Genomic DNA, 25,819 nt, shown 5'->3' with positions numbered 1-25,819 from the left:
TGAAGCTCGTGAAGCGGCTAAAGCTCAAAAACCTGCTACACAACAACCTGTTGCAAAAGAAACTGAAACAAGTGCACCATCATCTTCTCGTGAACTACGCGTTGTAGCAACAGCTTACACAGCAGATCCACTTGAAAATGGTTATAAAGCAGGCGACCAAGTAAAATCAGCTTTAGGTCACAACTTAACAGCTAACCCAAACATGAAACTAATTGCAGTTGATCCAAGTGTCATTCCATTAGGTTCAAAAGTATGGGTTGAAGGTTACGGAGTAGCAATCGCTGGTGATACTGGTGGAGCTATTAAAGGAAATAAAATCGACGTTTTAATGCCTGATAAAGGTACATCTAGTAACTGGGGACGTAAAACAGTTACAGTTAAAGTATTAAACTAGTTAGTAAAAAAGAGTCAGTCTCATTGAGGCTGACTCTTTTTTTGATTCTCACATTCTAACTTTCTCTTGAAAGTAACTAATATGATCCCGAAACAACTTTCACTCTGACATAAATAAGTTCCCTCGGTTTTTATACTTTATCAAACGCCTTTAAAACTTCTTCATGATTAACAAACTTATGTAAAAAACGAAGAGCGATGACAATCTCCTTCTCTCCCGTCCAAATTAAATCTATCTCTTTGCATTCTATATAATTTCAACAAAAAAAGAGGATGCCATAGCATCCTCTCCTGCCCTTCCCTATTCCACACAAGTAAACTGTGTCCAAGCTCCTACATAATCTAGTAAGAATAACTCTTCTTCTGCAATTGTACCGACAATATTTTTCCGTTCATCTATCGGCATTTCTTTTAGAATGATTTGCAATTCGCCTTTATACTTACCAAATGAGTTGTTTCCAATTACAACTTGCCCTCTTTCCTGTAATACACTTTCGCGCACTGGGAAATCATAGTCTTTATACTTTTTACGCACTTCTGTAGAACGTACCATATATTCTGTTATATCGCCGCGTCTTACGTGTAATTCTTGCAGTGTCGCTTTCTTTTCTACTTCAGTCGCTTCTTCTACAAAGTGTACTTTCAGCTGTAACATGTAACGATTTAAGTTTCCTAGTTTCTCTAACTCTTCTTCACTCGCATAAGCATTTCCGATAATCACATCATCAATAAGCCCTGTTGCCCATAAATGTTTCGCTTGTACTTCAATCGGTAAGTTACGATGTTGTTCTAACGTACATAATCCGTCGTTAATATCCCATGGGCCAATGTCAGCTGCATGTGACGTAATAAATGCTGCCGTACGAATACCGTGTTTTTTAAAGCGTTCACTACAGCGAATGAAATAATCATACGGAAGACCAGTGAACTTTTGCGGATAGAAGTTATGACAGCCAATTAAAGCTGGTTTATTCGCCTGATGCGAAAGGATATTCTCTAAGTATGCAATATCGTTACTTACGTTTAGTTCAATTTTTAAGCCGTACGGATTATTCGTCATTTTTGCTTCTGTTAATCCGTCAAAACCTAAATCTAAACGAATACCGTCTGCACCTAACTCTGCAAAGAATGATAGATCACTATAGCTAATACTAAGTTGATCGAATACTGCCGGAGCTACATCTAAAATAACTTCCATATTGTTATCTTTTGCATGATTAATAATTTCTTTAAATTCAGCTACAATTTCTTCTTTTGGACGATTCACAGATAATAGACATGTGAATATTCTTGAAAAACCGTGGCGTGCCGCTGCCGAAATGTATGCCATATCTTGTTCTTTCGTTGAATGCTCTGGATAAAGTGAAATTCCTAATTTACGCTCCATGCTTTTGCATCTCCTTCACACGTTGTATTAATGCCATGCTCGTAAATCTATATTTTGCAGATAAACATGTTGCACATAAAATCGTTGGTACAATAATTACGTACGGTGATTGTAAGCTTAGCATTACATATGCACCCATTGAACTACCGATAAATACAATTGATACGAGTAGTAACACTAATAAAGATTTACTTTGTACCCATTTTGAATAATGTGCAATACACTGCCCCGCTACGAATGTAATTAAGATGATAATTGCTCCGAGCATTCTGTTTTCTCCTCTCCTACTAATTGTTGTTTCTCATACATTTTGAAGAATGGATAGTAAATAACGAATGAGATCACAAAGTTAACAAGTACAAGTACACCAGCCATAATTGTCCAGTCTGTACTAATAATCGCTGCAATTGGTGCTAACATCGTAAATGGCAACTTCGCCATCATGAGCGGAATCATGCCTGAAACAACTGCGAAATATGATACTGTCGTTGTAACTAACGGTGTTATAACGAATGGGATAATTAAGATTGGGTTCATTACAATTGGTGCCCCGAAAATAATCGGTTCGTTAATATTGAATAAACCTGGCACGAATGATAATCTACCTAACTCTTTTAGGAACTTAGATTTAGAGAACATAAACATAATAACTAAAGCTAACGTTGAGCCTGATCCACCGATCCATACGAACCATTGAATAAATTGCTCTGTAAATAAGTTTGGTAATTGATGTGCATTTCCTGTAGCTGTGAATACTTCCATATTTTCAAGAATTGCTGAATCCCACATCGGACGAATGATTGGTCCTAAAATCGCTGGGCCATGTATACCGAATGACCAGAAGAACACGATTAAGAATACTGTTAATAAACCGCCGAATAAATTATTTCCTACTAATACTGATTTTAGTGGTGCGATTAAATACGTGATTGTTGTATTTACATCGAATTTTAAACCGTAACGAATACCCCAGAATAAAAGAATAACGACTAAAGTTGGAATTAATGCAGCAAACGAGTTTGCAACTGCTGGTGGTACACTGTCTGGTAATTTAATCGAGATATTATGCTTAATCATAAAGTGATAAATTTCTACTGCAATTAAAGCTGTAACAATTGCGCCGAATAAAGACGTTGCACTTAATGTTCCTACTGAAATATATCTTCCCGCATCAATAACACCTGGTACAGCTTTCGTAATTTGAATTGGTTCAACTGATGCTAGTAAAAAGGCGAGTACAGATAACAACCCTGCACTTAACTGATTGAGCTGATAAAAGTTTGCGAGTGAAGCTCCTACCCCAAATGCTGCGTATAATGCCATTAAACCTACTGTAAACCGGAATGGAATATCTAAAATATGGCGAAATGGTGCAATCCATTCCATATATGCATCAATTGGTAAATTTAAAAAGATAACGAAAAATGATCCGACAATCGTTAACGGTAATGTAGAAATAACTCCGTTTCGAATTGCTAATAAATGTCGTTGTCCTGCAATCTTTTGCGTTGTTGGCATAATCTTTTGTTCCATAAAACTCATAAAACCATTCATCAATACCCCTCCTCTTTCTCTTTACTACGTAAGGACAAAAAGTTATAACATTATAATGTTTATATTTAAAAAAATATAATTATGCTAAAACTAATTGTTCTGCTTGTTTCAGTACTTTTAAACCGTCACACATGCCATAATCTCTTTGTTCTATTATTGCAACCGGTATATCGTATGACTTCGCAAGAAACTGTACCGCTGGAAACAAATACTTCACTTGTGGTCCGATTAAAACAACATCAGCATTTTTTATTTCCAGTTTCACAAGTTCTGAATCAACTGCTTTAATTTTATAATCCTTCCCTTGTTTCATTGCCTCTTCTTGCATTTTTCTTACAACCATACTCGTTGACATGCCTGCTGCACAACATAATAAAATGTACATCTTATACTGTCACTTTCTCTTCTACTCGTTTATGAAGAGTGATAAATTCTTCAGCAAGTTCTTTCACTGTAATTGCATTCATTAAATGATCTTGTGCATGCACTAACAGTAAACTGATTTCTGCATGATTTCCTCTTGCTTCTTCTTGAATTAAGTCTGTTTGAATGCGATGAGCTGCTGAAATCTCTTCACTAGCAAGTGTCATCTTTTCACTCGCATTCTCAAAATCTCCTTGTCTTGCAAAAGCAATTGCTTCAAGCGCCGCGCTTCTCGCATTGCCACCATGTAAAATTAACGCAAATGGAGTTTGCATATCAGTCATTTTAAATTCCCCCAAGCTATCTTTTTTCTATATTGTTATCTTATTATGAAAACGCATACAATTAAACATAAAAAACTTCCGTTGTGTAACGGAAGTTTTTATATACTTTTTCAAAACGATAGTAAAATCTCTTGAAATTCTTCAATCATTCCAGCCTGAGTTAATTTTTCTATCGTATGCTGACTAGACATAATATCATATAAAAAATCATAAAGCTTTTGTAAATCTTCATTATTATTGCGCTTTACACTAAATAAAATAATAACTTGTACTTTCTTATCTCCCCAGTCAACCGCTTTATTAAGTGTACAAAACAGCAAAAATGTTTTCTCACTTAATAACTGCATCGGATGTGGAATTGCAACTAAATTCCCAACGGCTGTAGGAGATGTATTCTCTCTTTCCATAACAGAATCATAAAAGTTTTCTGGTACATAGTTTTTCTCAGCGGCTTTCTCACATAAAAATTGGATAACCTCTTCTTTCGTAGAAGCGCTATGATTTAAAAAAATCAAATCTTCCTTTATATACTGCTGTACACTAGTATTCACATGCGTAAACAACTGCTGACCGATGGATTTAATTTCTTTATCATCAAATATTGAGTTCACTTTTATAACTGGAACAGGCAAACCACTCGGTATATGAATCGTACTAATAATACAATCTATTTTATCTTTATAAAGGTCTTCCACTTTCAATTGATAATAACCTGTAATCCCTACAATCTCTAATTTATCTCGGAACTGTGATAAAATTTTATATTTCAATAGCTGGGCGCTTCCTTGACCAGTCGCACAAACTAGTAAACATCTTTTCTTTTGATTCTGTTCCTGTAAACGACTCATCGCTCCGCCAAAGTGAATCGCAATATAACCAATTTCACTTTCCGGAATCGATTCTCCCGTATATTCACCAATTATATCTCCTACGAGAACCGCAATTTCAAAAGCATACGGATAATTCTTTTTCACTTCTGCCAATAGAGGATTTCTTGTATTTAACTTATACTTCAAACGGTTTAATAACGTTTTTAAATGAACACCAAAACCAAATAATAATTCTTCATCATAATAAAAAATAAGATTCCGTTCTTCCGCTACTTTAAAAAGAATATGTTGCATAAATGCATATAGATCTTTCCCTAATAGTTCTTCCACATTTTCATAACGATCTCTCGCTGTAACAGCAGTACTCAATAAATGCATCGTCACATATAAAACTTCTTCTTCTGGAAATGAAAGATGCAACTCTTTCTCTAAATCCCCTACAATCTCTTTCGCAATTGTATATTCTTTCTTTATTATGAGTTCTGATTGCTCCGCATTCAGTCCTTTCATATAATGTTGATCTTCACAACGCCTTATTGCAATTGCAATATGAATGACTAAATTATCAATTTCTATATCTGATAAATATATCGTTCCTCCCTCGATATACTTTAAGATAACCGAACGGATAAGCGGTATATGAGGTAACGATAAATATGTATCCCTCTGCTCAAACTGCTCATGAAACGGAGTATGATCATAGCGCGGTAAACCATATTGTGATAAACAAGACCGAATATGAAACTCCTCTCCCACAATACGTATACCATAATACGGTCTCTTTTCAATTTGTAATTGATAGCGACCACATATATCTGTCACATCTTTCATAATTAAATTTACAGTCGATTTACTCACATAAATCTCCTCTGCTAACTGTGAAAGCTTTACATATCCCTCTGTCGTTACAATACGTTGCAGGATGTACGCTATCCTTTCTTCATAAGAAGTCGGGATCTTTTCAGTCTGTTTTTGAAATAGACCCACGCAAAACTCTTCAAACTTCTTCGTTTGTATAATTTCCAGTTCGTATCCAGTCCCTCTTTGCGATTCAATTTTCGCTCCGTTTTCTTCCAATATATCATTTAATAATTTTATATCTTTTTGAATCGTCTTCGTTGATACATGTAAACGGCTCGCTAAAAAAGCTCGATTTAACATCGATTTCTCTTCTAAAAACTCCTCTAAAATAGAAATTAATCGCTGATGCACTTTTGTCATAGCTCTTCCTCTCACAATTTATATATAAAAAGGAAAAAGCTGCTGAGGTCAGTAGTTTTTTCCTTTTTCATTTTATCTATTTCTTTAATGTAAATCCGAATTTATCCCACGCTTGTAAATAATCTAATAAGAAAATTTCTTCTTCCACAATTCGGCCAACTACATTTGTTTTTCCTGTATTCACCATATCTTTTAAAGCAATTTGTAATTCACCTTTGTATTGACCATACTGTTCATTATCAATTAAAAGATCACCGCGTTTAATTTCGCGTGTATTATGCGGTTTGAACTCTTCTTTCTTATATTTCACACGACTTTGTGTCGAACGAATCATATATTCAGATACATCTCCGCGGTAAAAATGAGGCTCGTCTAATACGATAATTTTTTCTAGTTCTGTTGTTGTATCATATAATCCTATATCAAATGTTTGTTTCTCTTTATTTAATGCACCTAGTGCTTGTAATTCTTCTTCTGATGCATACGCGTTCGCAATAATAACATCATCAATTAATTCTGTCGCAAATAAATGCTTCGCTTGTGTTGTCATCGGTAATTCACGATGCTGCTCTAACGTACATAAGCCTTCTGTTACTGGCCAAGGTCCGTACGTTGCATCAAAGGATGAAATAAACGCAGCCGTTCTCATACCGTAATCTTTAAATTGTTTCGAGCATTTAATGAAATGATCGTATGATAATCCTGAATAACGATGCGGATAAAAATTATGGCAACCAATTAAATTTTCACGGTTTGGTCTATGGCTCATAATGTTATCTACATATTTCGTACCGTTACTCATATTAATTTCAATTTTTAAGCCGTATGGATTGTAAGTCATAATCGATTCTTCTAAACCAGAGAATCCAACATCTAAACGAATGCCGTACGCTCCCAACTCATGGAAGAACGATAAATCATTATATGAAATACCTAATTGTGTAAAAACAGACGGACTAATATCAACTAATACTTGGAACCCTAATGCATTTGCATGAGAGATCGTTTCTTTAAACTCTTCTATAATTTTCTCTTTTTCTCCATCTACAGACAATAAGCATGTGAATACACGATTAAATCCGTATTTACTTGCTAATGTTAAATATTCCTTATCTTTCTCTACTGTTGAATGTTCTGGATAAATAGAAATACCTAATCGTCTCATATGTACACGCCTCTTTCTTCATTGTTTTGTAAACCTTTTCAAATATATGTAGTGAAAAAGTATATTTCCCCTTCTCATTCACTACTTTTTGAATCCGCTTTCTTTAAAGAAAAACCAATTTCTATCATTCATAACAACTACAAGTCTATACATCTATACTTTACATCTTTTTTTCAGAGTTGTGTAGCTTTTACACAAATTTGTCAGTTTTTTCACCGCAAAAATTGTTATACGTTTTCAAGGCACCTTCCTTGACTGTTACATTGACCAATACATATACTCGAAAGAAAAGAGAAAATTTTATATAGGGGATGAATATATGGGAGAAGCAATACTCGTAAAACGAGAATCGTTATGGACGAAAGAGTTTGTCGCTTTAATTTTTGCAAACTTATGTATGTTTTTAGGGTTTCAAATGTTAATTCCTACTTTACCTGTTTATGTGAAAGAAATTGGCGGCACAAGTTCTAATATCGGATTTGTTGTAGGCATGTTTACCGTGGCGGCACTTTTTGTTCGACCACTGACTGGAAACGCCTTGCAAAAATTCAACAAAAAAATCATTTTAATGATCGGTACTGCTATTTGTTTACTCGCTATGGGTAGTTATCTTTTCGCTTCAACCGTCTTCCTATTGCTTGCCGTGCGAATTTTACACGGAGCTGGCTTTGGTATTACAACGACTACATATGGAACTGTCGTTTCAGATTTAATTCCGCAAGCTCGTCGCGGCGAAGGCATGGGATATTTCGGTCTTTCTGGAACGATTGCAATGGCGCTCGGTCCACTTATCGGACTTTGGCTCATGCAAACATATAACTTCACGATGCTTTTTTTATGTGCACTTTCATGTACAATTGTTTCATTAATATTAACGAAACTACTTCAAATCAAAAAATCGCCGCAACCACCACAGCAAACATCTGGTACTTTTCTCGATGGATTTATTGAGCGCAAAGCTTTACTTCCTTCATTATTAATATTATGTATTACATTAATGTACGGCGGAATCGGGAGCTTTATTACATTATTTGCTACGGAAGTCGGAATTGCTGATATAAGCCTCTTCTTCTTATTTAATGCACTTGCAATCGCTGTCACTCGTCCGTTTTCTGGAAAGTTATACGATGCGAAAGGTCATGCATTCGTTATTATTCCAGGGGTTATCATTACGTTTACAGGTATTATTTTATTGTCGTATACAACTACAATTCCGAGTTTAATTATTGCAGCAGCATGCTACGGAAGTGGTTTTGGAGCGATTCAACCTGCACTACAAGCATGGATGATCGACCGAGTAGCACCACACCGACGAGGAGTCGCAACAGCTACATTCTTCTCAGCATTTGACCTCGGTATTGGCGCTGGCGCAATTATATTTGGATTCATTGCACACTTTACCAACTATGCAACTGTATATCGATATTCCTCTCTATTACTTATCGCTTTTCTTTTCATTTACATCACAAGCTTACGGAAGCAAAAACAAGGGGATAAAACAAAAGAAAAAGCCGTTGGGTAATGCTAATGGGTTCTTTTTCGAAGTACTTGGACCAAAAAATCATGTATACACATTTGTAAAAAGCAGTGGATTCCTAAAAAATCACACTGCTTTTTGCATTGTATTGAAGAGTGAACCGCTGTTCTATTTATTCATGTTGTTCGTATGATATTAACATATAGAACGAATTGGAGGAAATATTAATGAAAGCAATAGTATATACAGAATACGGTCTCCCCGACGTTCTTCAACTGAAAGAGATAGAAAAACCTGCTCCTAAGGACAATGAAATACTAGTAAAAATAAAAGCGACAACCGTAACAGCAGGAGATATTCGCTCACGAAGTTTTACGGTTCCCTCTTCTGTTTGGCTACCCGCTCGAATCGCACTTGGCTTTAAGCAACCGAAAAAACAAATACTTGGAATGGAATTGGCTGGTGAAGTTGAATCAGTAGGAAAAGACGTCACACGATTTAAAAAAGGAGACCAAGTTTTTGCAGCCACCCAAGTAAATTTTGGTTCTTATGCTGAGTATATTTGTCTACCTGAAGTTGGAGCAGTGTGCATGAAGCCCTCCAATATATCCTATGAAGAAGCCGCAGCCATCCCAATTGGAGCACGTACAGCTTTGTTTTTCCTTAGGAAAGCTAACGTTCAAAGCGGTCAAAACATTCTTATTTACGGAGCTTCTGGAAGTGTCGGAAGTTATGCAGTACAAATTTCCAAGTATTTCGGCGCAACAGTTACAGGTGTGTGCAGTAGCTCCAATTTAGAATTGGTCAAATCTCTAGGAGCTGACGAAGTAATTGATTACACCACAAAAAATTTTTCTACTACAGACGAAACTTATGATGTTATCTTTGAAGCGGTAAACAGGAGCTCCTTTTCAGAGTGTATTAAAATGTTAAAGGAAGATGGTACCTATATAAATATTGTTGAACCGTTACCAAGTGCTCAAATGTTCTGGACTAAATTGACAAGTCGCGTGAAACTCATATTAAGTCAAAACGCACCTGAAACTTCCGAAGCATTAAATTTCCTTAAAGAACTTGTTGAGGACGGTAAAATAAAAGTGGTCATTGATAGGCAATACACTTTTGAGGAAATTATTGAAGCTCACATATATGTTGAAAAAGGACATAAGAGGGGAAATGTCGTCATAACTATGGAGCATGATGACGATTCTAAATAAAGAAAAAACACTTTGCATAATTGTTAAAATGCAAGGCACCGAAAGTTTTTAACATAAAAAGGCAGAGCAAATTCATATGCGAATTGCTCTTTTTTATTGTTGCGAGCATCTCAAAAGAAAACAGTTTAAAATAATTTAATCGTTTTTTACTTTCATTAAATAAATCCATTTCAAACCTCCCCCGTTTCCCTACATATTTTTCTAACTTTAATCAAAAAATATGCAAAGAACCATCATCATAACAAAATAAAATTCCAATCCGCATACCCAGTTGGGTAGTTTCCCTTCACCTATTTTTACTATCAATAAATAGTGTGACAAATGTGACTTCTTTACAAACCGATTAGATATATCATCTAAAAAACCAATTAAATCCAGGTGTTTCTTTAAAGGTTTGTAAACTTTTTATCACTTTGTAAATTTAGTGTAAATTTTACTGATAAACCGTTTACAGTGCCTCAAGGTTTAGTTAATAATTACATCGTACATGAAATTTAAGGAGTGGAATGCGTGGAATACAATATTCAAGATATGATCTTCCAGTTCATTGGTGGATTAGGTATTTTCTTATTCGGTATTAAATACATGGGCGATGGACTGCAACAAGCAGCTGGAGATCGTCTTCGCGATATTTTAGATCGCTTTACAACAAACCCACTTATGGGTGTGCTAGCAGGTATGTTAGTTACTGTATTAATCCAATCAAGTTCAGGAACAACCGCTTTAACAGTCGGACTTGTAAGTGCCGGATTTATGACATTAAGACAAGCAATCGGTGTTATTATGGGTGCGAACATCGGTACGACAGTTACTGCATTTATTATCGGAATTAAAATCGGAGAATACGCTCTCCCAGTTATGGCAGTTGGAGCAATTTTGCTATTCTTCTTTAAAAATAAAAAAGTACATTCTGTAGGTCAAGTTGTATTTGGTTTTGGTATGTTATTCTTCGGTTTAGAATTAATGAGCGCAGGTATGAAACCTCTTCGTTCTTTAGAGGCATTCCAAGAGTTAATGGTTAGCATGAGTGACAATCCAATTTTAGGAATTATTGTCGGTACAGTGTTCACTTTAATTGTACAAAGCTCAAGCGCAACAATCGGTATTTTACAAGAACTATTCGGTCAAGGTGCTATTGATTTACAAGCTGCTCTTCCTGTATTATTCGGTGATAATATCGGTACGACAATTACAGCAGTATTAGCAGCAATCGGTACTTCAATTGCTGCAAGACGTGCAGCATTAGTTCACGTTATCTTTAATATTATCGGTACCCTTATCTTTACGATTATATTAATACCATTTACAAGTTTAATTCAATATTTCCAAACGTCATTAAATTTAAATCCAGAAATGACAATTGCATTTGCACACGGAACATTTAACGTAACGAATACAATTATTCAGTTCCCATTCATTGCAGTATTAGCATGGATCGTAACAAAAATCATTCGTGGTGAAGATTCATCTATTAACTTCAAACCGCAACATTTAAACCCAATCTTTATTGAGCAATCTCCAGCTATTGCTTTAACAGAAGCTCAAAAAGAAATCATCCGTATGGCTGAGTTTTCATTACACGGATTAAAAGAAGCGAATCAATTTTTAAATACACAAGACAAAAAACACGCTGATATGGCTACTCAATTAGAAGGAGCTATTAACAATTTAGATAAAAAAATTATCGAGTATTTAGTTTTACTATCAGAAAAACCACTTTCACCTACAGACTCTGAAAAGCATTCGGTGCTAGCAGGTGTCGTTGGAGATATTGAACGTGTCGGTGATCATGTAGAAAACCTTGTAGAACTTGTAGATTTCCAAATTTCACATCGTGTTTCACTATCAGACGAAGCACTAGCTGAATTAAATGAAATGCTTGAGTTAACAATTTCAACATTACAAGATGCAATCAATGCTTTAACTAACTTCGACACTGAACTAGCTCAAACGGTTATTGCAAAAGAACGTAAAATTGACCAAATGGAACGTGTTCTTCGTAAACGTCACGTATTACGTCTGAACGAACGTAGCTGTTCAGGTGATGCAAGTATCATCTACGTTGATATGGTAAGTAACTTAGAGCGTATCGGTGATCACGCTGTAAATATCGCTGATGGTGTTTTAGGTGAACAAGGTAAAATCAATTTAAAACAATCATTATAATAAAAAAGAGACGCTTAAGTTAGCGTCTCTTTTTTATTTCATATTTACAACCGTTCTTCCTTTTAACTTTCCTTGCAATATAAGTGTAAACCTTTCATCTAACTCTTCCAATGTACATTCTTCTGTATAAGATAGTAACTCATTATTTTCCCATTCACTTGCTAAGAGCGTCCACACATTTCTTCTCACATCCACTGGGCATTGCACAGAATCTATTCCTAAAAGACTTATACCTCGCAAAATAAACGGATATACCGTTGTTTGTAACTCCTGCCCTGCCACATTACCGCATGTCGTTACACAACCACCATACTTTACCGTTTTTAAAGCGGTTTCTAGCATATGTCCACCTACAGTATCGATAACCCCGGCGTATATCCCTTTTAACATTGGTCTTCCTGATTCATCATTCAACTCCGTACGATGAATCACTTGTTTCGCTCCTAGACGTAGTAGCATCTCTTCCTCTTCCATTTTCCCTGTCGCTCCTACTACGTTAAATCCTAGCTTACTTAAAATACTAACAGCTACACTCCCTACGCCGCCTGTGGCACCCGTTACTAAAACATCTCCCATACTAGGCGTTATGCCTGCTCCAATAAGCTTATATACTGATAAAGCAGCTGTAAAACCTGCTGTCCCGTACATCATACTTTCCTTTAATGACATTCCCTCTGGTAAAGGGGTGATCCAAGATGCTGGCACGCGAATATATTCTCCGAAACCACCAGAAGTATTCATACCTAAATCATATCCCGTTACAATGACTTGATCTCCTACCTTAATGGTTTCCCCTTCACTACTCACAACTTCTCCTGCTGCATCAATTCCTGGCGTATGAGGATATGTTCTCGTAACACCTTTATTACCCGTGGCTGAAAGCGCATCTTTATAATTTAATGAAGAATAGTGAACCTGTATTAATACGTCCCCCTCAGGTAAACTACTTACTTCTCTCTCTACAATGTTTCTTACAAACTGCTTACTTTCTGTTTCGTTCACAACGATTGCTCGGAATGATGTATGATTCACTATGCCCGCTCCTTTATCCGTAAAATTCTTCTTTATTATATAGAAGAAACCAGTAAACCTACTCATTTCTTCTTGGCTATATTTCAACAAATCTTACTTCTCTATCACTTTCTCACAATACATGTTTTCATTTCCACTAAAACAACTTATACTTATTCTACATCTGAAAAATAAAATATAGAAAATCTGACTTTTTATAAATATATTGAATTTTTACGAAATGTAAATGATTTGTAATGTCTTTTTTCGTCAAATTTCATTATAATAAGTGGATGTGAGTGTCGTATTTCAATCCAAATGAAGGAGTACAGGAAATGGAGCAAAACCCATCTTTGCAAGAAAATACACGCAGTAAACCGAAAAAAAGTAGGAAAAAAACAAAAATTATTATAGGCGTTATTCTATTCTTTTTAATAATAGGTGGCGGTTATACTTGGTTTTTAGTAAATAAAGCATCTTCTGCTGTTCGAAATGCCGCACACGATTTAGCGCGCGGTGATAAATCTGATTTACGTGATAAAGCTGTAAAACCTATCACAAATAACGTCTCCGTCTTAATCATGGGTGTTGATGAAAGCGATGTCCGCGGGAAAGAATATGGAGAAGCTATAAGAACGGATGCACTACTACTTGCAACGTTTAATAAAGATAGCAAAACTGTAAAACTATTAAGTATTCCACGAGATACATATACTTATATCCCAGTGGAAAAGAAAAAAGATAAAATTACACACGCTCATGCATACGGTTCTACTAAAAACGGAAAAGATGGTGGACCCCAAGCAAGCATTGATGCAGTTGAAAAATTAATGAATGTTCCCGTTGATTACTTTGTAAAGTTTAACTTCAAGTCATTTATGAAAATTGTCGACGATTTAGGTGGTATTGAAGTCGATGTACCAGTTGAATTTACTGAACAAGATAGTAATGATACTGCTGATGCGATTCACCTGAAGAAAGGTGTTCAAAAGCTAAATAGTGAAGAAGCTCTTGCCCTTGCTAGAACGCGCCACATCGATAGTGATGCAATGCGTGGACAACGCCAACAGCTCGTTATTGAAGCTATTTTAAAGAAACTAACAAGCGTTGGATCTGTAACAAAAGTTGGTAACATCATTGATGATATTAACGGCCAATTCGTTACGAACTTAACATTCGATGATATGCTTTCATTCTATAAGTACGGATCGGATTCGGAAATTGAGAAATTACAAATTCAAGGTGAAGACTGCTATATGGAAAAAGGTGACGATACATGTAGCAAATCTGCTGGCGGCGGCCGAACATATTACTACAATCCAGATAAAAAAGAATTAGCAAATGTAACAAACGGGCTTCGCGCTCACCTTGGATTACCTGCATATACAAAAACAGACTCTGATTCGAAGAAAACAAGCACAGAGAAAACAAAAGAATCTAAGTCTGAAAATTCAAGTGAACGCGAATCAAGTAACAATGAAGTGAAAAATAAGAATAAAAATAGCAGTGAAGATACAGAAGCATCGTCTAACGACAATGAATAAAAAAGAAGCAGTTCTCTATGGAGGTAGAGTACTGCTTCTTTTTATTTCTTCTAAATCAAAAATCAGAACTTTCTAACTATCTTTTTTAATATTTTTAAATTATAATAAATAGTAGCAATCTATTCCAATTATCAGGGGGCTCATACATATGAAAGCTGCAGTAAAACATAACATCTCAGATTTTAAAGACTACTTAAAATCCAACGATATATACATGGAAGAAAATATAGATGAAAATGATGGTTCTGTTCATTTTTCAGTAGGCTTAGAAACAGAAGCTGGCGCAAAAATTCAACTTATCGCTGCTTTCCAAAACGAACATCCTACTGTGGATATATACTGCTTCAATGTTGCTCACGTACCTGATGCAACATCAACAAATGATATTTTGCATGTTATCAATGAATTAAACACATCTTATCGATTTGCAAAATTCACATTAAACAAGCAAAATGCAATTGATATTTCAGCATCGCTTGCATTCTCAGAACCAAACTTTAATCCAGCACTTGTCTTTGAACATACGAGAATGCTATATAAATTAGCAAATGACGAATATAAAAACTTAATGAAAGTTATTTGGGCATAAATCAGCCTGCACCAATCAGGCGTTTACTACCTTCAAATAGCGGCATAAATAAAAGGATGAGCTGCAAGCAGCACCATCCTTTTATTTCGATATCATATCAATCCACATCTTAACAGCAGTGCCTACAATCAAAATCGATAACATATATTGCAATGCTTTTTGATTGATCTTTTTCCCGACTCGCACTCCAAGCGGCGCAGCAAAGATACTTGCAATCGCGATAATAAGAGCTGGAATTACAACTACTTGCCCAGTTATTACTTTTCCAGTCGTAATTCCTACTGAGGAAATAAACGTAATTGCGATAGATGTTGCTATTGTTGTACGTATCGGCAATTTTAAAATGACCAGCATAATGGGAACTAATAAGAAAGAACCTCCAGCACCTATAATGCCTGATGCTCCGCCTACAATAAATGCTAACAAACTTGCTAACCATTTATTATATGTCACTTCACCACTATTATTTCGTTTCGGGACAAACATCATAATAGCAGCTATTGTTGCTAACGCTGCATAAACAACATTGACCGTATGTTCCGCTAATACGTTAGCACCAAAACTCCCTATGAAACTTCCTATTAATATACTAGCTCCCATATACACAACTAGTGTTTTATCCATATCATTACTTTTCCGATAGGCCCATGCCCCTGCAAAAGTTGCAAAGAATACTTGAACCGCTGTAATACCACTTACTTCATGTGACGTATAGCCAGTAAACCCCAGCAATACCGGAATGTATAAGATCATCGGATAATTAATAATCGCACCGCCAATTCCAACCATTCCTGATATAAACGATCCTATAAACCCAATTATAAAAAGTAATACGACTAAGCTCATCTTACATCCCCTCCCTTCTAAAAAGAAGGTGAATTAAATGAATAAGTTTACATTCCCATCCGAAGCATCTGCTAAATAAGCTCCTACTCCTGCAAACTCTACCCCTTCCATAATCTCTTCCTCTTTTAACCCTAATAAATCTACTGTCATTTGACAAGCGACAAGTTTAATCCCCTGTTCTTTCGCCAAATCGATTAAATCGGGTAAAGGCATCGCATTATGTTTTTTCATAATACCTTTAATCATCTTTGGTCCCATACCTGCAAAATTCATTTTTGATAATCCCATCTTATCCGCACCGCGTGGCATCATCTTTCCAAATACTTTTTCGATGAAAGTTTTCTTCACCTTCACATGCTCATCTTTCCTTAAAGCATTTAATCCCCAAAAAGTATGAAAAATAGTTACCTCTTGATCATACGCCGCTGCACCATTTGCAATAATATAAGCAGCCATTGCTTTATCATAATCTCCGCTAAATAAAACGATTGTTGTTTTCTTCTGTTGTTCCATGTTTTTCTCCCTCCGATTACCTATAGGGGTATTTTGTCATTTATAAAAAGGCTCAAATCATGTATCTCTGTACTATACGACTTTACCTTCCCATGCTAACATACCACCTACCATATTAATTGCTTGAAAACCGTAGCTCTCTAAAAACTGAACTGCTCGTGCACTTCTTCCGCCAGAACGACAAACGATAATATACTCTTTCTTTTTATCCAACTCATGCATACGAAACTCTAATAGTCCTAGTGGAATATTACATGCTTCTGGGATTTTCCCCTCGGCAACTTCTTCTACTTCACGTACGTCTACGATATTGACTGCTTCTTTACGTAACAATTTTTCTTCTAATTCTTTTACTGTCATTTCTTTCATTTTAAATTTCCTCCTCACAAACCATTCATACCGCCTGAAACATTGATAACGTGCTGAAATCCTAATTTCTTTAATACCTTTGCTGCTTGCTTACTTCTCATCCCGCTCTGACAAATAACGATTACTTCCTTATTTTTATCTAATTGATTTGCTTTACTAGCTAACTCATTTAATGGGATATTCTGAAACCCTTTCATATGATTCCCTCTATACTCACCTACTGTACGTACATCGATAAATTGTTTATTCTTTTGCCCCATCATCCGTTTTAAATCTTTTCCTGAAATATTTTTTACTCCTCTAACTGGTAAGAAGCGAGAAATAATAAACCACGATACAAGTACAATTAAGATTACATTTAATATTGTCTTTACATCCATAAAACTATTTAAACTCCTTTTGTGCTTTTTTCCCGTCCAAATATAAACTATAGCTTTGAATATGGAACCCTTTCTTTCTTAAAAAACGAACACTTAAATTCCGATCCACTTTATTATGAACAATAAGATGCAAAGGCTTATTTGGTATTTCATGATAATACCGTTTTAAATACGCATACGGTATACACATAATTCTAGAAGTGTTATCACTGTGACTCTCTGTATAATTGCGTACATCTACAACAACACTTTCCATTTTCCTTACTTGTTCTAACGAAATATATGCAACGTTTAAAACCGGAATGTAACGTTTTACTAAAATTCCTAGCATCCATACTAGTAGAGATATAACTATATAAAACATATATGATTATCCTCTTTACTTTCAATAATAAGCATAGGATGTAATCTTCCACTTGTTATTGAACTGCTATGCTTTCTTGATCCAGAATTTTAATTCACCAGATTCTTCCGTGTGTTTTAACACTTCATGACCGCCTTTTTGTGACCATGCTGGAATATCTTTAATCGCACCTTTATCTGTTAAGTGTACTTCTAACACTTCCCCCGATTGTAATGCTTCCATTGCCTTCTTTGTTTTTACAATTGGCATTGGACATGCTAATCCTTTTACATCTAATACTTCTTTCACTTTCATCTTATATGCCTCCTATTTTTATAATTAAGCTTTCTTAATCCAGAACTTTAATTCGCCGTCTTCTTCTGTATGCTTTAACACTTCATGACCGCCTTTTTGTGACCATGCTGGAATATCTTTAATCGCACCTTTATCTGTTAAGTGTACTTCTAACACTTCCCCCGATTGTAATGCTTCCATCGCCTTCTTTGTTTTCACAATTGGCATTGGACATGCTAATCCTTTTACATCTAATACTTCTTTCACCTTCATCTTATATACCTCCTATTTTTATTTCATTTGAAACCGAATTAATTATGAACAGCACAACGGTTTGGACCAATCTCCATTTCACGCTCTTCGTCTTGACTTGGATTTAATCGCCCCATATTTGTTTGACGAATTTCTTGATATGCATTCGGTTGAGGTGGTAAATTCTCTGTTACAACTTTACGAAACTCTCCCTCATCCTCAATATTTAATCCTGCATTATACGCAAATAAATCTTTTAATTTAGCACTAACAATGCCACTCTCGTCCATTTCACTTATTTTTGAATAATGAGCCGGTAACACAACTAAGTTTTGAGATAGTTCTTTATATCGGCTATACAAAGTAGTACGTAAATCACTTACCCAATCTTCAGCTTTCCCAGCAAGGTCTGGACGCCCAATTGAATCTACAAATAAAATATCGCCTGATAATAAATAGGAATCATCTACAATAAATGACGTACTTCCAATCGTATGCCCTGGTGAGTATAATGCGTCAATTTCAATTTTAGTACCCCCCACCGTAATAACAGATCCTTCAACAAGTGGTTTATATGAGAACACAACTTCCTCCGCATCTTTTGGCGGCAACCAATACGTACCACCTACTTTTTCCGCTAACTTACGTCCGCCAGAAATATGGTCTGCATGTAAATGTGTATCCATTATATTCGTAATCGTAACACCATGTTCTTTCGCAAACTCTTCGTACGCTTCAACTGTTCTTACTGCATCAATAACTGCTGCTTCACCGTTTGAAACGACCATATAAGATAAGCAACCTTTTCCAAGACGGTTAAACTGATACATACTTCCGCCATCTTTTAAATCTCCAACTTTTATAGGCTTTATATATTCACTCCAAGCCTTCATACCACCAGATAAATAATAAACATTTTCTAATCCAGCCTCTGTTAATTGCTCTGCCACAAATATAGAAGACCCTTCTTTTGCGCATACTACTAAAACATCTTTATCTTTAGGTAGTTCACTTACAATATGATCTACACCCTCTAATAAATCAAAGTACGGCACATTCATTGAAGTAACTTCTTTTCCTTCAATTTTCCAATCTTCATAATCCGCCTCATTACGAACATCTAAAATAAATAACTTTCCGAATAAAACTTTCTCTGCAACATCTTTTGCTTGTAACGGTTTAACGTTCATCTCATTACCCCCATAGGTATATTTTTATTTAAAAAATTTTATTTTTCCACATTGCCTTGCCACTCTAACATGCCTGGAATGACATTTTTCACATTTGCATAACCTTTCTCTTTCAACATGTGGCAAGCTACATCACTACGGTTACCAGTTCGGCAAACAACATAAATTTGCTTCTTCTGATCTAACGCTGCACTGTCTAATTCCCCTAACGGCACGGAAACAGCCGATGGAATATGACCAAAAGCGAATTCCGCCGCTTCACGAACATCTACTACAATACACTCTTCACCACTTAATAATATCTCTTCCAATTCCGAATTCGTAATTGTTTGAGGATATTTCACTACTTCATTCACTTCATGCTCGTGTGCTTTTCTAACGTAATGCATCAATACATCACCTTCGTGTTTCGTCCCGATGTACTGATGACCTACTTTACTCGCCCAACTTTGTATATCTACAGTAGACCCTTTATCTGTTGCCTGAACTTCAATCACTTGCCCTGATGTCAAACCTTCCATCGCCTTCTTCGTCTTCACAATCGGCATCGGACAGGCCAAACCTTTACAATCTAAACTCATATCCACTTTTATACTCATAGTCGATTCCTCCATAATTTATATACATATACCTGTAGGGGTATATTAAAATGTTTTTGAAAATCTGTCAACACTTATGTTTGACAGATTATCGGCTTTTTACAAGTAATTGAACAGCTTCTTTAATTAACTCTTCATTTGAACCATTACCGCTTTCAAACTGCTCACGCAAACATTGCTCTAGATTCGTTCCAACAACAAGTCCAATTGTACGATCAAGTGCAGAACGAGATGCCGTTAACTGTGTAATAACCTCTCGGCAATCTTTTCCTTCTTCCATCATACGAAGCACACCACGAACCTGACCTTCAATACGTTTCAATCTATTTTTCATATCTTGATTATATTCCATTCTATAATCACCTCATTACCATTATGTCACTATTTATAACCTATGACAATATATTATACCCTATAGGGTATTTTGTAAACCCCTATTTTTAATGTTTATCTTATATGTTCACAAAACAAGAAGTGAAACCTTAATACATAAGCTTTCATCTTCCACTAAATTTTGAAATGGAAGATGAAAAAATATTAATACGCAACACGTTCTGGTAATACTGTCCCATACAATTTAAAGCCACCATCTACATTCTTTACCTTATATCCTTTTTCCATTAATATGCGCGCTGCGACATAACCTCTCATACCAAGTTGACAGGTAATATATATTTCTTTATCTACCGGTACTTCATCCAAACGATCACGTAACTCATCTAAGGGGATATTAATAGAACCTTTAATCATTCCTTGTTTGAGTTCATTAGGCTCTCGAACATCAATAAGATATCCACCATTTTCAATAATACGATCTACCTCATGCCATTGTACTGTGTCCACGAAACCATCTACTATATTACTTGCCGCATACCCCACCATGTTTACTGGGTCTTTTGCAGAAGAATAAGGCGGGGCATATGATAATTCTAAATCTGGCAAATCAATTACGGTTAAGTTTGCCTTCATTGCCGTTGCAATAACATCAATACGCTTATCTACACCGTCACGCCCTAACGCCTGCGCCCCATACATTTTTCCGCTTTCTTTATTAAAAATTAATTTTATTAACACTGGCGTCGCATTCGGATAATATCCGGCATGCGAATTCGCCTGTACGTGTACTACCTCATAGGGTATATTTAATCGTTTTAATATTTTCTCATTTACTCCCGTCGCAGCAACTGTTAAATCAAAAACTTTAGCTACAGAAGTTCCCAGCGTACCTTTATATAAAGAATCCGTACGACCATGAATAATATCTGCTAACATGCGACCTTGACGATTAGCTGGCCACGCTAACGGAATCATCGTTTCTGTTTCTGTAACAAAATCCTTTACTTCAATCGCATCACCAATTGCATATATGTGCGGGTCCGACGTTTGAAAACTCTCATCTACCTTTATCGTTCCTCTAACTCCTAGTGCTAACCCTGCATCCTTCGCTAAACTGCTCTCTGGTTGCACACCAATTGCTAAAATAATCATATCTGTCTTTATGATTGAACCACTTTTTAAACGTACAACAGTCCCGTGCTCTTCTAATGCATCTACACCATCTTCTAAAACAAGCTCAACATTGTGCTTTTTCATATGCTCATGCACATATGCTGCCATTTCATAATCAATTGGTGGCATTACTTGATTTGCCATCTCTACAAGAGTAACATCAATTCCTCGTTCTCTTAAGTTTTCAACCATTTCTACTCCAATAAATCCGCCACCAATAACCGTCGCATGATGTGGTTTCTTCCCATCAATGTACGCTTTAATACGATCTGTATCAGGTACATTTCGTAACGTAAACAACGCCTTCGCTTCTTCAATACCTGGAATAGGTGGAACGATTGGTTTTGCCCCTGGTGAAAGAATTAAAATATCATATTCCTCGTTATATGTTTCATTTGTAGTTACATTCTTTATAGTAATTGTTTTCTCTTCTTTATTTATCTTTACCACTTCACTCAATACACGTATATCTAAATTAAAACGCTTTGACATCCTTTCAACAGTTTGTACTAATAACTTTTGTCTTTCTGTAATGACACCGCCAATATAGTATGGTAAGCCACAATTTGCAAATGAAATATATTCACCACGCTCCACCATAATAATTTCATCTTCTTCGCTTAAACGACGAAGCCTTGCAGCTACTGATGCCCCGCCGGCAACTCCACCTACTACTACAATTTTTCTAGACATATTTCAAACCTCCATCTTATTTATTTTCTTAATGTATCAAAAACAGAAAACTTATACCCGTATGGGTATATAATAAAATATACAAAAATCATTTTCAATATATATATCTTTTGTTCACAAATTCGAAACAAAAAAACCTAGATATCTCCAGGTTCCTTTCTGTATGATTAAATCCATGCCTAAAGGCGGCGTAGTATGGAGTAATACTTATTTTTGACGGCTGAATTCATTTACGGATGAAGTAATTTGTCATACTTCCTATAAACTCTTTGTAAAACTATAATCCATTTCTCCACCTAACGCTTCAGGTGTATCACCAGTTTCTCTAAAATCATGTGTATAAATTTGTTCAAATGAACCGAAATCTACTTGCTTATAAAATTCATAGCAAGGGAAACCATCATGTTCTCCTTGAATATTAATACTACCATCCTTTTTCACACATACAGTTAATAAATAGTCCACAGGAGGAGCATACACATTTAACGGATTACTTGCACTTGCTCTCATTTTGAATTGCACACCATCAGAATTCCATTCAATATCCGTACACACAATATTTTCAGTACTCGCTTTTCCTGTTCTTTTATTCACCGAACCATCTGGGTTTGTAACCTTCTCTGTCGTAATACCCGTGTCCGCATATGAAAACACTTCTTCTTTATAAAAATCCACTACTACCTCTTGCTCAACTCTAGAGCGCATAGCGTTTACCGCATACGGTGTAAATTCACGGGAATCACCTTCGAATTGGATTACTTTTCCCGTTTCCATATCCTTCTTAGCTTCAGTCCAAGACATTGGAATAAATACACTGGCTCTAATTTTAACGATATTAGTCATAAGAAACACCTCTATAATTTTATTTTAAATACTGCATATCATTGAGTAAAACAGATCACAATTTCGGTCCCATAATCAATAGATTTCTCTTTTAACGTTTGCTACTTCCTTCTGAAAAATAGCGCTATATTTATTAGATTGTCGTTTTAAAACTATATTCCATTTCTCCAGCTAGTGCTGCTGGGGTATCATCCGTTTCTCTGAAATCATGTGTGTATATTAATTCAAATAAACCAAAGTCTATTTGTTTATAAAATTCATAGCAAGGGAAACCATCGTGTACACCTTCAACATGCACAGTACCACATTCATTAACTCGTATAGTCAAAAAATAGTCAGCTGCAGGTGCTGTCGTGTTTAACGGATTACTTGCACTTGCTCTCATTTCAAATGAAACTTCATCTTCACTCCATACAATATTTGTACATACAATGCTTTCTGTACTTGTTTCTCCTTTTTGATACTCAATTGAGCCATCTGGATTTGTAATCTTCACAGTGACGATACAAGCATCTGCATATGTGAAAATTTCTTTTTTATAAAAATCAATATTCACTTCTTGTTCTAATCTTGAACGCTTTGTGTTCACAGCGTATGGTGTAAACTCACGTGCATCTCCAGCATATTCAAACACTCTTCCTGTTGCAGAATCCTTAATAGGTTCCAGCGATGCATATGGTGCAAATACACTCCCTCTAATTTTAACGATATTAACCATGTGAAACCTCCATTGATTCTATTTATATAAATCATTATTTGTACTATACGGAATATAGTCAATTTGATTGACTATATTCTGTATAGTACAATAGGTTTCACATGTAGTCAACTTAATTGACTATAATTACGGAGGTTATATACATGGATCATTCAACATTTAACGAACTAGACCTTACTTCACTTTTATCATTATCTTTCAGTACATTAATTACTGAACTACATGAAAAATTAAGTGAATTAGGATTTGAAGATATTAGGCCAGCACATGGTTTTATGTTCAAACGCATTCTTCCTAATGGAGCAACTGGTATAGAACTAGCTGAGTATTTAGGGATTTCCAAACAAGCTGTAAGTAAAATGGTAGATTCTCTTGAGAGTAGTGGTTACGTTACACGTAAAACGCATCCTACTGATAAAAGAGGTAAGATCATTATTTTAACCGAACGTGGTTTGTCAGTAATGAAAGCAAAAGAAGAAATAATAGCTGAAATAGAACAGCGATGGATTGAAAACATAGGTGCAGAACGAATGCAAATGCTTAAAGAAGATTTAACAACATTCGTTACTAAAAAAAATACAGGAAAATTATCATCAAATATACGCCCTGTTTGGTAAACAAAAACTCCATATAAAAAACGAATCCATTTTGATTATTCTTTTTCAAAATGGATTCGTTTTTTACAGTTTTATTAATAATTATTGTTTCTTTTAAATTTTATATTAAATACATGAAAGTCTATATTTTAAACATTATATGATTTCATAACTCTCTGCACAATCAAACTCGCCGTATTCTCCTCCGGTGGCATCAACAAATTTGTAGCTGGCCCATATACGACAGGACTTAATTCCACTTCATATCCACCATATACATACTCTTCCTTTGTAGGTAAATAACCAATATATCCGTTCGTATATCCACCAAAGAAAGCTAGTTCATTTTGAAGACTCTCTTTCACTTCTAACGCAGTTTCTGAAAAAGGTTCCATCGGTATACCAGAGAACATACCATCATTAACTTGAAACAGTTGAACTTCCAAATCAATACGTAACTGCCGAATACCTTGCTTATATTTCTCTAAAACGATAGTAAACCATTCATCCGTGTTCACACCCCACTGCTTCTCCGCTAATTGAGCCATTCTTCGTATCTCATGAATTTCTGGAATATCTTTCAACTTCATTTGCATCATACTCGAAACTGTTCTTAAATTTACAATTGGGCTATATGTAACTATTGGCAACATCGTTAATACATGTCCACTAAGTGTGTAAGCCATTTTCTTTAATGCTTCCCTTGAACCACGATGCTTCGCATTTACATTACCAGCAGCTCCTTGCATAATAATAACAGGACAGTTTACGATTTTCTCAAGAATCTCCCTCGTCATTCCAGGATAATCCGCTGATAATACATCGCTATCACCTTTTAAAACATTCGGATGCGCAGTACAAAATACAATAATTCCAGATAGCTCCTTCGTTTCAGCATGTCTTATTGCTAACATACCAATTCGTTTATCTACAACACCTTCTATATTTGTTCCCATCTTTGCTCTTCCATCAGATGTTCTCTCTCTTCGGTTGACCCCAATATCACCTGTCGTAACACCCCAGCCAACTTCACAGAGCTTCAAGTTGTTATCCGCAGTAACCGCACCTTGCACTACATTATTTACTAAACTCGTTTTATACGAATTTACTAAAGGTTGCTCACCGACTGTTTCTGGACCAGAGTGTGTATGTGTATAAACAACTGTTATTCGCTCAAATGGCACATGAAGCCTACTAGCTACTCGCTCACGAATTACATTCGTATCTTCTACTAACATCCCAATATTATCAACACTTATAAACACCGTTTTCATTTCATTTTTTTCAAATACAAAGACCGTCCCGTAAATACGCTCTTCAATATTATTTATTCCTGTCTCTCTATGGTATCCGACAAAATCAATACCGACAGGCGGCGTAATATCCACCTTGCATACCCCTATTTTGCTCATT

The 25,819-nt window shown here is 35.7% G+C and carries 29 protein-coding genes and 1 pseudogene; 7 read left to right on the top strand and 23 right to left on the bottom strand.

Going from position 1 to position 25,819, the window contains the following annotated elements; all coding sequences use genetic code 11:
- A partial coding sequence (locus DT250_RS16030) for a 3D domain-containing protein (protein ID WP_179952846.1) occupies positions 1-394 on the top strand: 394 nt, incomplete at its 5' end.
- Between the two features lie 99 nt (positions 395-493).
- Here DT250_RS16030 and DT250_RS32285 read toward each other — a convergent pair.
- From DT250_RS32285 to DT250_RS15995, 8 genes and pseudogenes are all read right to left on the bottom strand, one after another.
- Positions 494-614: pseudogene (locus tag DT250_RS32285) on the bottom strand (HEAT repeat domain-containing protein); the annotation flags it as partial.
- A gap of 80 nt (positions 615-694) precedes the next feature.
- On the bottom strand, positions 695-1,780 hold the full coding sequence (locus tag DT250_RS16025; RefSeq protein WP_098230353.1) for a DUF871 domain-containing protein: 1,086 nt from the start codon (positions 1,778-1,780) through the stop codon (positions 695-697).
- Positions 1,770-2,048 (bottom strand): hypothetical protein, encoded by a 279-nt coding sequence (locus DT250_RS16020; RefSeq protein WP_000900037.1) that lies wholly within the window; start codon positions 2,046-2,048, stop codon positions 1,770-1,772. Before DT250_RS16020 ends, DT250_RS16025 begins: the two co-directional genes overlap by 11 nt.
- Entirely contained in the window at positions 2,024-3,334 is a 1,311-nt protein-coding gene (locus DT250_RS16015) for a PTS sugar transporter subunit IIC (protein ID WP_088608435.1), read from the bottom strand. Before DT250_RS16015 ends, DT250_RS16020 begins: the two co-directional genes overlap by 25 nt.
- A 79-nt stretch (positions 3,335-3,413) precedes the next feature.
- Positions 3,414-3,719, bottom strand: a complete 306-nt coding sequence (locus tag DT250_RS16010) for a PTS sugar transporter subunit IIB (RefSeq protein ID WP_000275649.1) — start codon at positions 3,717-3,719, stop codon at positions 3,414-3,416.
- A 1-nt stretch (position 3,720) separates the two neighbouring features.
- On the bottom strand, positions 3,721-4,041 hold the full coding sequence (locus DT250_RS16005) for a PTS lactose/cellobiose transporter subunit IIA (protein WP_000131328.1): 321 nt from the start codon (positions 4,039-4,041) through the stop codon (positions 3,721-3,723).
- A gap of 110 nt (positions 4,042-4,151) precedes the next feature.
- The gene (locus DT250_RS16000; protein ID WP_097891342.1) at positions 4,152-6,092 is read right to left on the bottom strand and encodes a BglG family transcription antiterminator; all 1,941 of its coding nucleotides are present in this window, start codon (positions 6,090-6,092) and stop codon (positions 4,152-4,154) included.
- Between the two features lie 76 nt (positions 6,093-6,168).
- On the bottom strand, positions 6,169-7,257 hold the full coding sequence (locus DT250_RS15995) for a DUF871 domain-containing protein (RefSeq protein WP_061680157.1): 1,089 nt from the start codon (positions 7,255-7,257) through the stop codon (positions 6,169-6,171).
- 319 nt (positions 7,258-7,576) lie between these two features.
- On the opposite strand from DT250_RS15995, the gene DT250_RS15985 reads away from it, so the two are divergent.
- The 3 genes from DT250_RS15985 to DT250_RS15975 all read left to right on the top strand — a co-directional run bounded on the left by DT250_RS15985 (position 7,577) and on the right by DT250_RS15975 (position 12,117).
- A complete protein-coding gene (locus DT250_RS15985) occupies positions 7,577-8,779 on the top strand; it encodes an MFS transporter (RefSeq protein WP_149213333.1) in 1,203 nt (400 codons plus the stop codon).
- Positions 8,780-8,961: 182 nt separating this feature from the next.
- A complete protein-coding gene (locus DT250_RS15980) occupies positions 8,962-9,951 on the top strand; it encodes an NAD(P)-dependent alcohol dehydrogenase (protein ID WP_097891346.1) in 990 nt (329 codons plus the stop codon).
- Between the two features lie 510 nt (positions 9,952-10,461).
- The gene (locus tag DT250_RS15975; RefSeq protein ID WP_048545730.1) at positions 10,462-12,117 is read left to right on the top strand and encodes a Na/Pi cotransporter family protein; all 1,656 of its coding nucleotides are present in this window, start codon (positions 10,462-10,464) and stop codon (positions 12,115-12,117) included.
- A 33-nt stretch (positions 12,118-12,150) separates the two neighbouring features.
- Here the strand turns inward: DT250_RS15975 and DT250_RS15970 are convergent, their stop codons facing one another.
- The gene (locus DT250_RS15970) at positions 12,151-13,149 is read right to left on the bottom strand and encodes a YhdH/YhfP family quinone oxidoreductase (protein WP_088062035.1); all 999 of its coding nucleotides are present in this window, start codon (positions 13,147-13,149) and stop codon (positions 12,151-12,153) included.
- Between the two features lie 314 nt (positions 13,150-13,463).
- Between DT250_RS15970 and DT250_RS15965 the strand changes: the two genes are divergently transcribed.
- Both DT250_RS15965 and DT250_RS15960 read left to right on the top strand, forming a co-directional pair.
- The gene (locus DT250_RS15965) at positions 13,464-14,672 is read left to right on the top strand and encodes an LCP family protein (RefSeq protein ID WP_149213332.1); all 1,209 of its coding nucleotides are present in this window, start codon (positions 13,464-13,466) and stop codon (positions 14,670-14,672) included.
- A 148-nt stretch (positions 14,673-14,820) separates the two neighbouring features.
- Positions 14,821-15,261, top strand: coding sequence for a hypothetical protein (locus tag DT250_RS15960; RefSeq protein WP_000642361.1), 441 nt, complete (start codon positions 14,821-14,823; stop codon positions 15,259-15,261).
- Between the two features lie 81 nt (positions 15,262-15,342).
- On the opposite strand, the gene DT250_RS15955 is transcribed toward DT250_RS15960, so the two are convergent.
- The 13 genes from DT250_RS15955 to DT250_RS15895 all read right to left on the bottom strand — a co-directional run bounded on the left by DT250_RS15955 (position 15,343) and on the right by DT250_RS15895 (position 23,810).
- Positions 15,343-16,107, bottom strand: a complete 765-nt coding sequence (locus tag DT250_RS15955) for a sulfite exporter TauE/SafE family protein (RefSeq protein ID WP_097907258.1) — start codon at positions 16,105-16,107, stop codon at positions 15,343-15,345.
- 33 nt (positions 16,108-16,140) lie between these two features.
- Positions 16,141-16,620 carry a DsrE/DsrF/DrsH-like family protein gene (locus tag DT250_RS15950; RefSeq protein ID WP_000437728.1) on the bottom strand — a complete coding sequence of 160 codons (480 nt, stop codon included), beginning with the start codon at positions 16,618-16,620 and terminating at the stop codon, positions 16,141-16,143.
- A 72-nt stretch (positions 16,621-16,692) separates the two neighbouring features.
- Positions 16,693-16,989 carry a rhodanese-like domain-containing protein gene (locus DT250_RS15945; RefSeq protein ID WP_000661816.1) on the bottom strand — a complete coding sequence of 99 codons (297 nt, stop codon included), beginning with the start codon at positions 16,987-16,989 and terminating at the stop codon, positions 16,693-16,695.
- 14 nt (positions 16,990-17,003) lie between these two features.
- Entirely contained in the window at positions 17,004-17,369 is a 366-nt protein-coding gene (locus DT250_RS15940; protein WP_000382694.1) for a rhodanese-like domain-containing protein, read from the bottom strand.
- Positions 17,370-17,373: 4 nt separating this feature from the next.
- Positions 17,374-17,733, bottom strand: a complete 360-nt coding sequence (locus tag DT250_RS15935) for a sulfurtransferase (protein ID WP_088608426.1) — start codon at positions 17,731-17,733, stop codon at positions 17,374-17,376.
- A 66-nt stretch (positions 17,734-17,799) separates the two neighbouring features.
- Positions 17,800-18,027 carry a sulfurtransferase TusA family protein gene (locus DT250_RS15930; protein WP_000864996.1) on the bottom strand — a complete coding sequence of 76 codons (228 nt, stop codon included), beginning with the start codon at positions 18,025-18,027 and terminating at the stop codon, positions 17,800-17,802.
- A 24-nt stretch (positions 18,028-18,051) separates the two neighbouring features.
- Positions 18,052-18,279, bottom strand: coding sequence for a sulfurtransferase TusA family protein (locus tag DT250_RS15925; protein WP_044796320.1), 228 nt, complete (start codon positions 18,277-18,279; stop codon positions 18,052-18,054).
- Positions 18,280-18,317: 38 nt separating this feature from the next.
- Positions 18,318-19,448: an MBL fold metallo-hydrolase gene (locus DT250_RS15920; protein ID WP_098133086.1), complete on the bottom strand. Its 1,131-nt coding sequence runs from the start codon at positions 19,446-19,448 to the stop codon at positions 18,318-18,320.
- Positions 19,449-19,486: 38 nt separating this feature from the next.
- Positions 19,487-20,047 (bottom strand): sulfurtransferase TusA family protein, encoded by a 561-nt coding sequence (locus tag DT250_RS15915; RefSeq protein WP_088062026.1) that lies wholly within the window; start codon positions 20,045-20,047, stop codon positions 19,487-19,489.
- An 88-nt stretch (positions 20,048-20,135) separates the two neighbouring features.
- Complete coding sequence (locus tag DT250_RS15910) at positions 20,136-20,399, bottom strand: metal-sensitive transcriptional regulator (protein ID WP_000456206.1); 264 nt, start codon at positions 20,397-20,399, stop codon at positions 20,136-20,138.
- A 185-nt stretch (positions 20,400-20,584) separates the two neighbouring features.
- Positions 20,585-22,249 carry a CoA-disulfide reductase gene (gene cdr, locus DT250_RS15905; protein ID WP_149213331.1) on the bottom strand — a complete coding sequence of 555 codons (1,665 nt, stop codon included), beginning with the start codon at positions 22,247-22,249 and terminating at the stop codon, positions 20,585-20,587.
- Positions 22,250-22,507: 258 nt separating this feature from the next.
- The gene (locus DT250_RS15900) at positions 22,508-23,092 is read right to left on the bottom strand and encodes a DUF3238 domain-containing protein (RefSeq protein ID WP_088608421.1); all 585 of its coding nucleotides are present in this window, start codon (positions 23,090-23,092) and stop codon (positions 22,508-22,510) included.
- 133 nt (positions 23,093-23,225) lie between these two features.
- Positions 23,226-23,810, bottom strand: coding sequence for a DUF3238 domain-containing protein (locus DT250_RS15895; RefSeq protein ID WP_088608420.1), 585 nt, complete (start codon positions 23,808-23,810; stop codon positions 23,226-23,228).
- Between the two features lie 143 nt (positions 23,811-23,953).
- Between DT250_RS15895 and DT250_RS15890 the strand changes: the two genes are divergently transcribed.
- Positions 23,954-24,427, top strand: coding sequence for a MarR family winged helix-turn-helix transcriptional regulator (locus DT250_RS15890; protein WP_098133089.1), 474 nt, complete (start codon positions 23,954-23,956; stop codon positions 24,425-24,427).
- Positions 24,428-24,555: 128 nt separating this feature from the next.
- Here the strand turns inward: DT250_RS15890 and DT250_RS15885 are convergent, their stop codons facing one another.
- A complete protein-coding gene (locus DT250_RS15885; protein WP_088608418.1) occupies positions 24,556-25,818 on the bottom strand; it encodes a neutral/alkaline non-lysosomal ceramidase N-terminal domain-containing protein in 1,263 nt (420 codons plus the stop codon).
- Between the last annotated feature and the right edge of the window lies 1 nt (position 25,819).

The organism is Bacillus sp. AR2-1, from assembly GCF_008368755.1.
Classification (GTDB): domain Bacteria; phylum Bacillota; class Bacilli; order Bacillales; family Bacillaceae_G; genus Bacillus_A; species Bacillus_A wiedmannii.
Note: the sequence above shows the minus strand (reverse complement) of the source record. Positions and strands in the feature narration are given on the sequence as shown.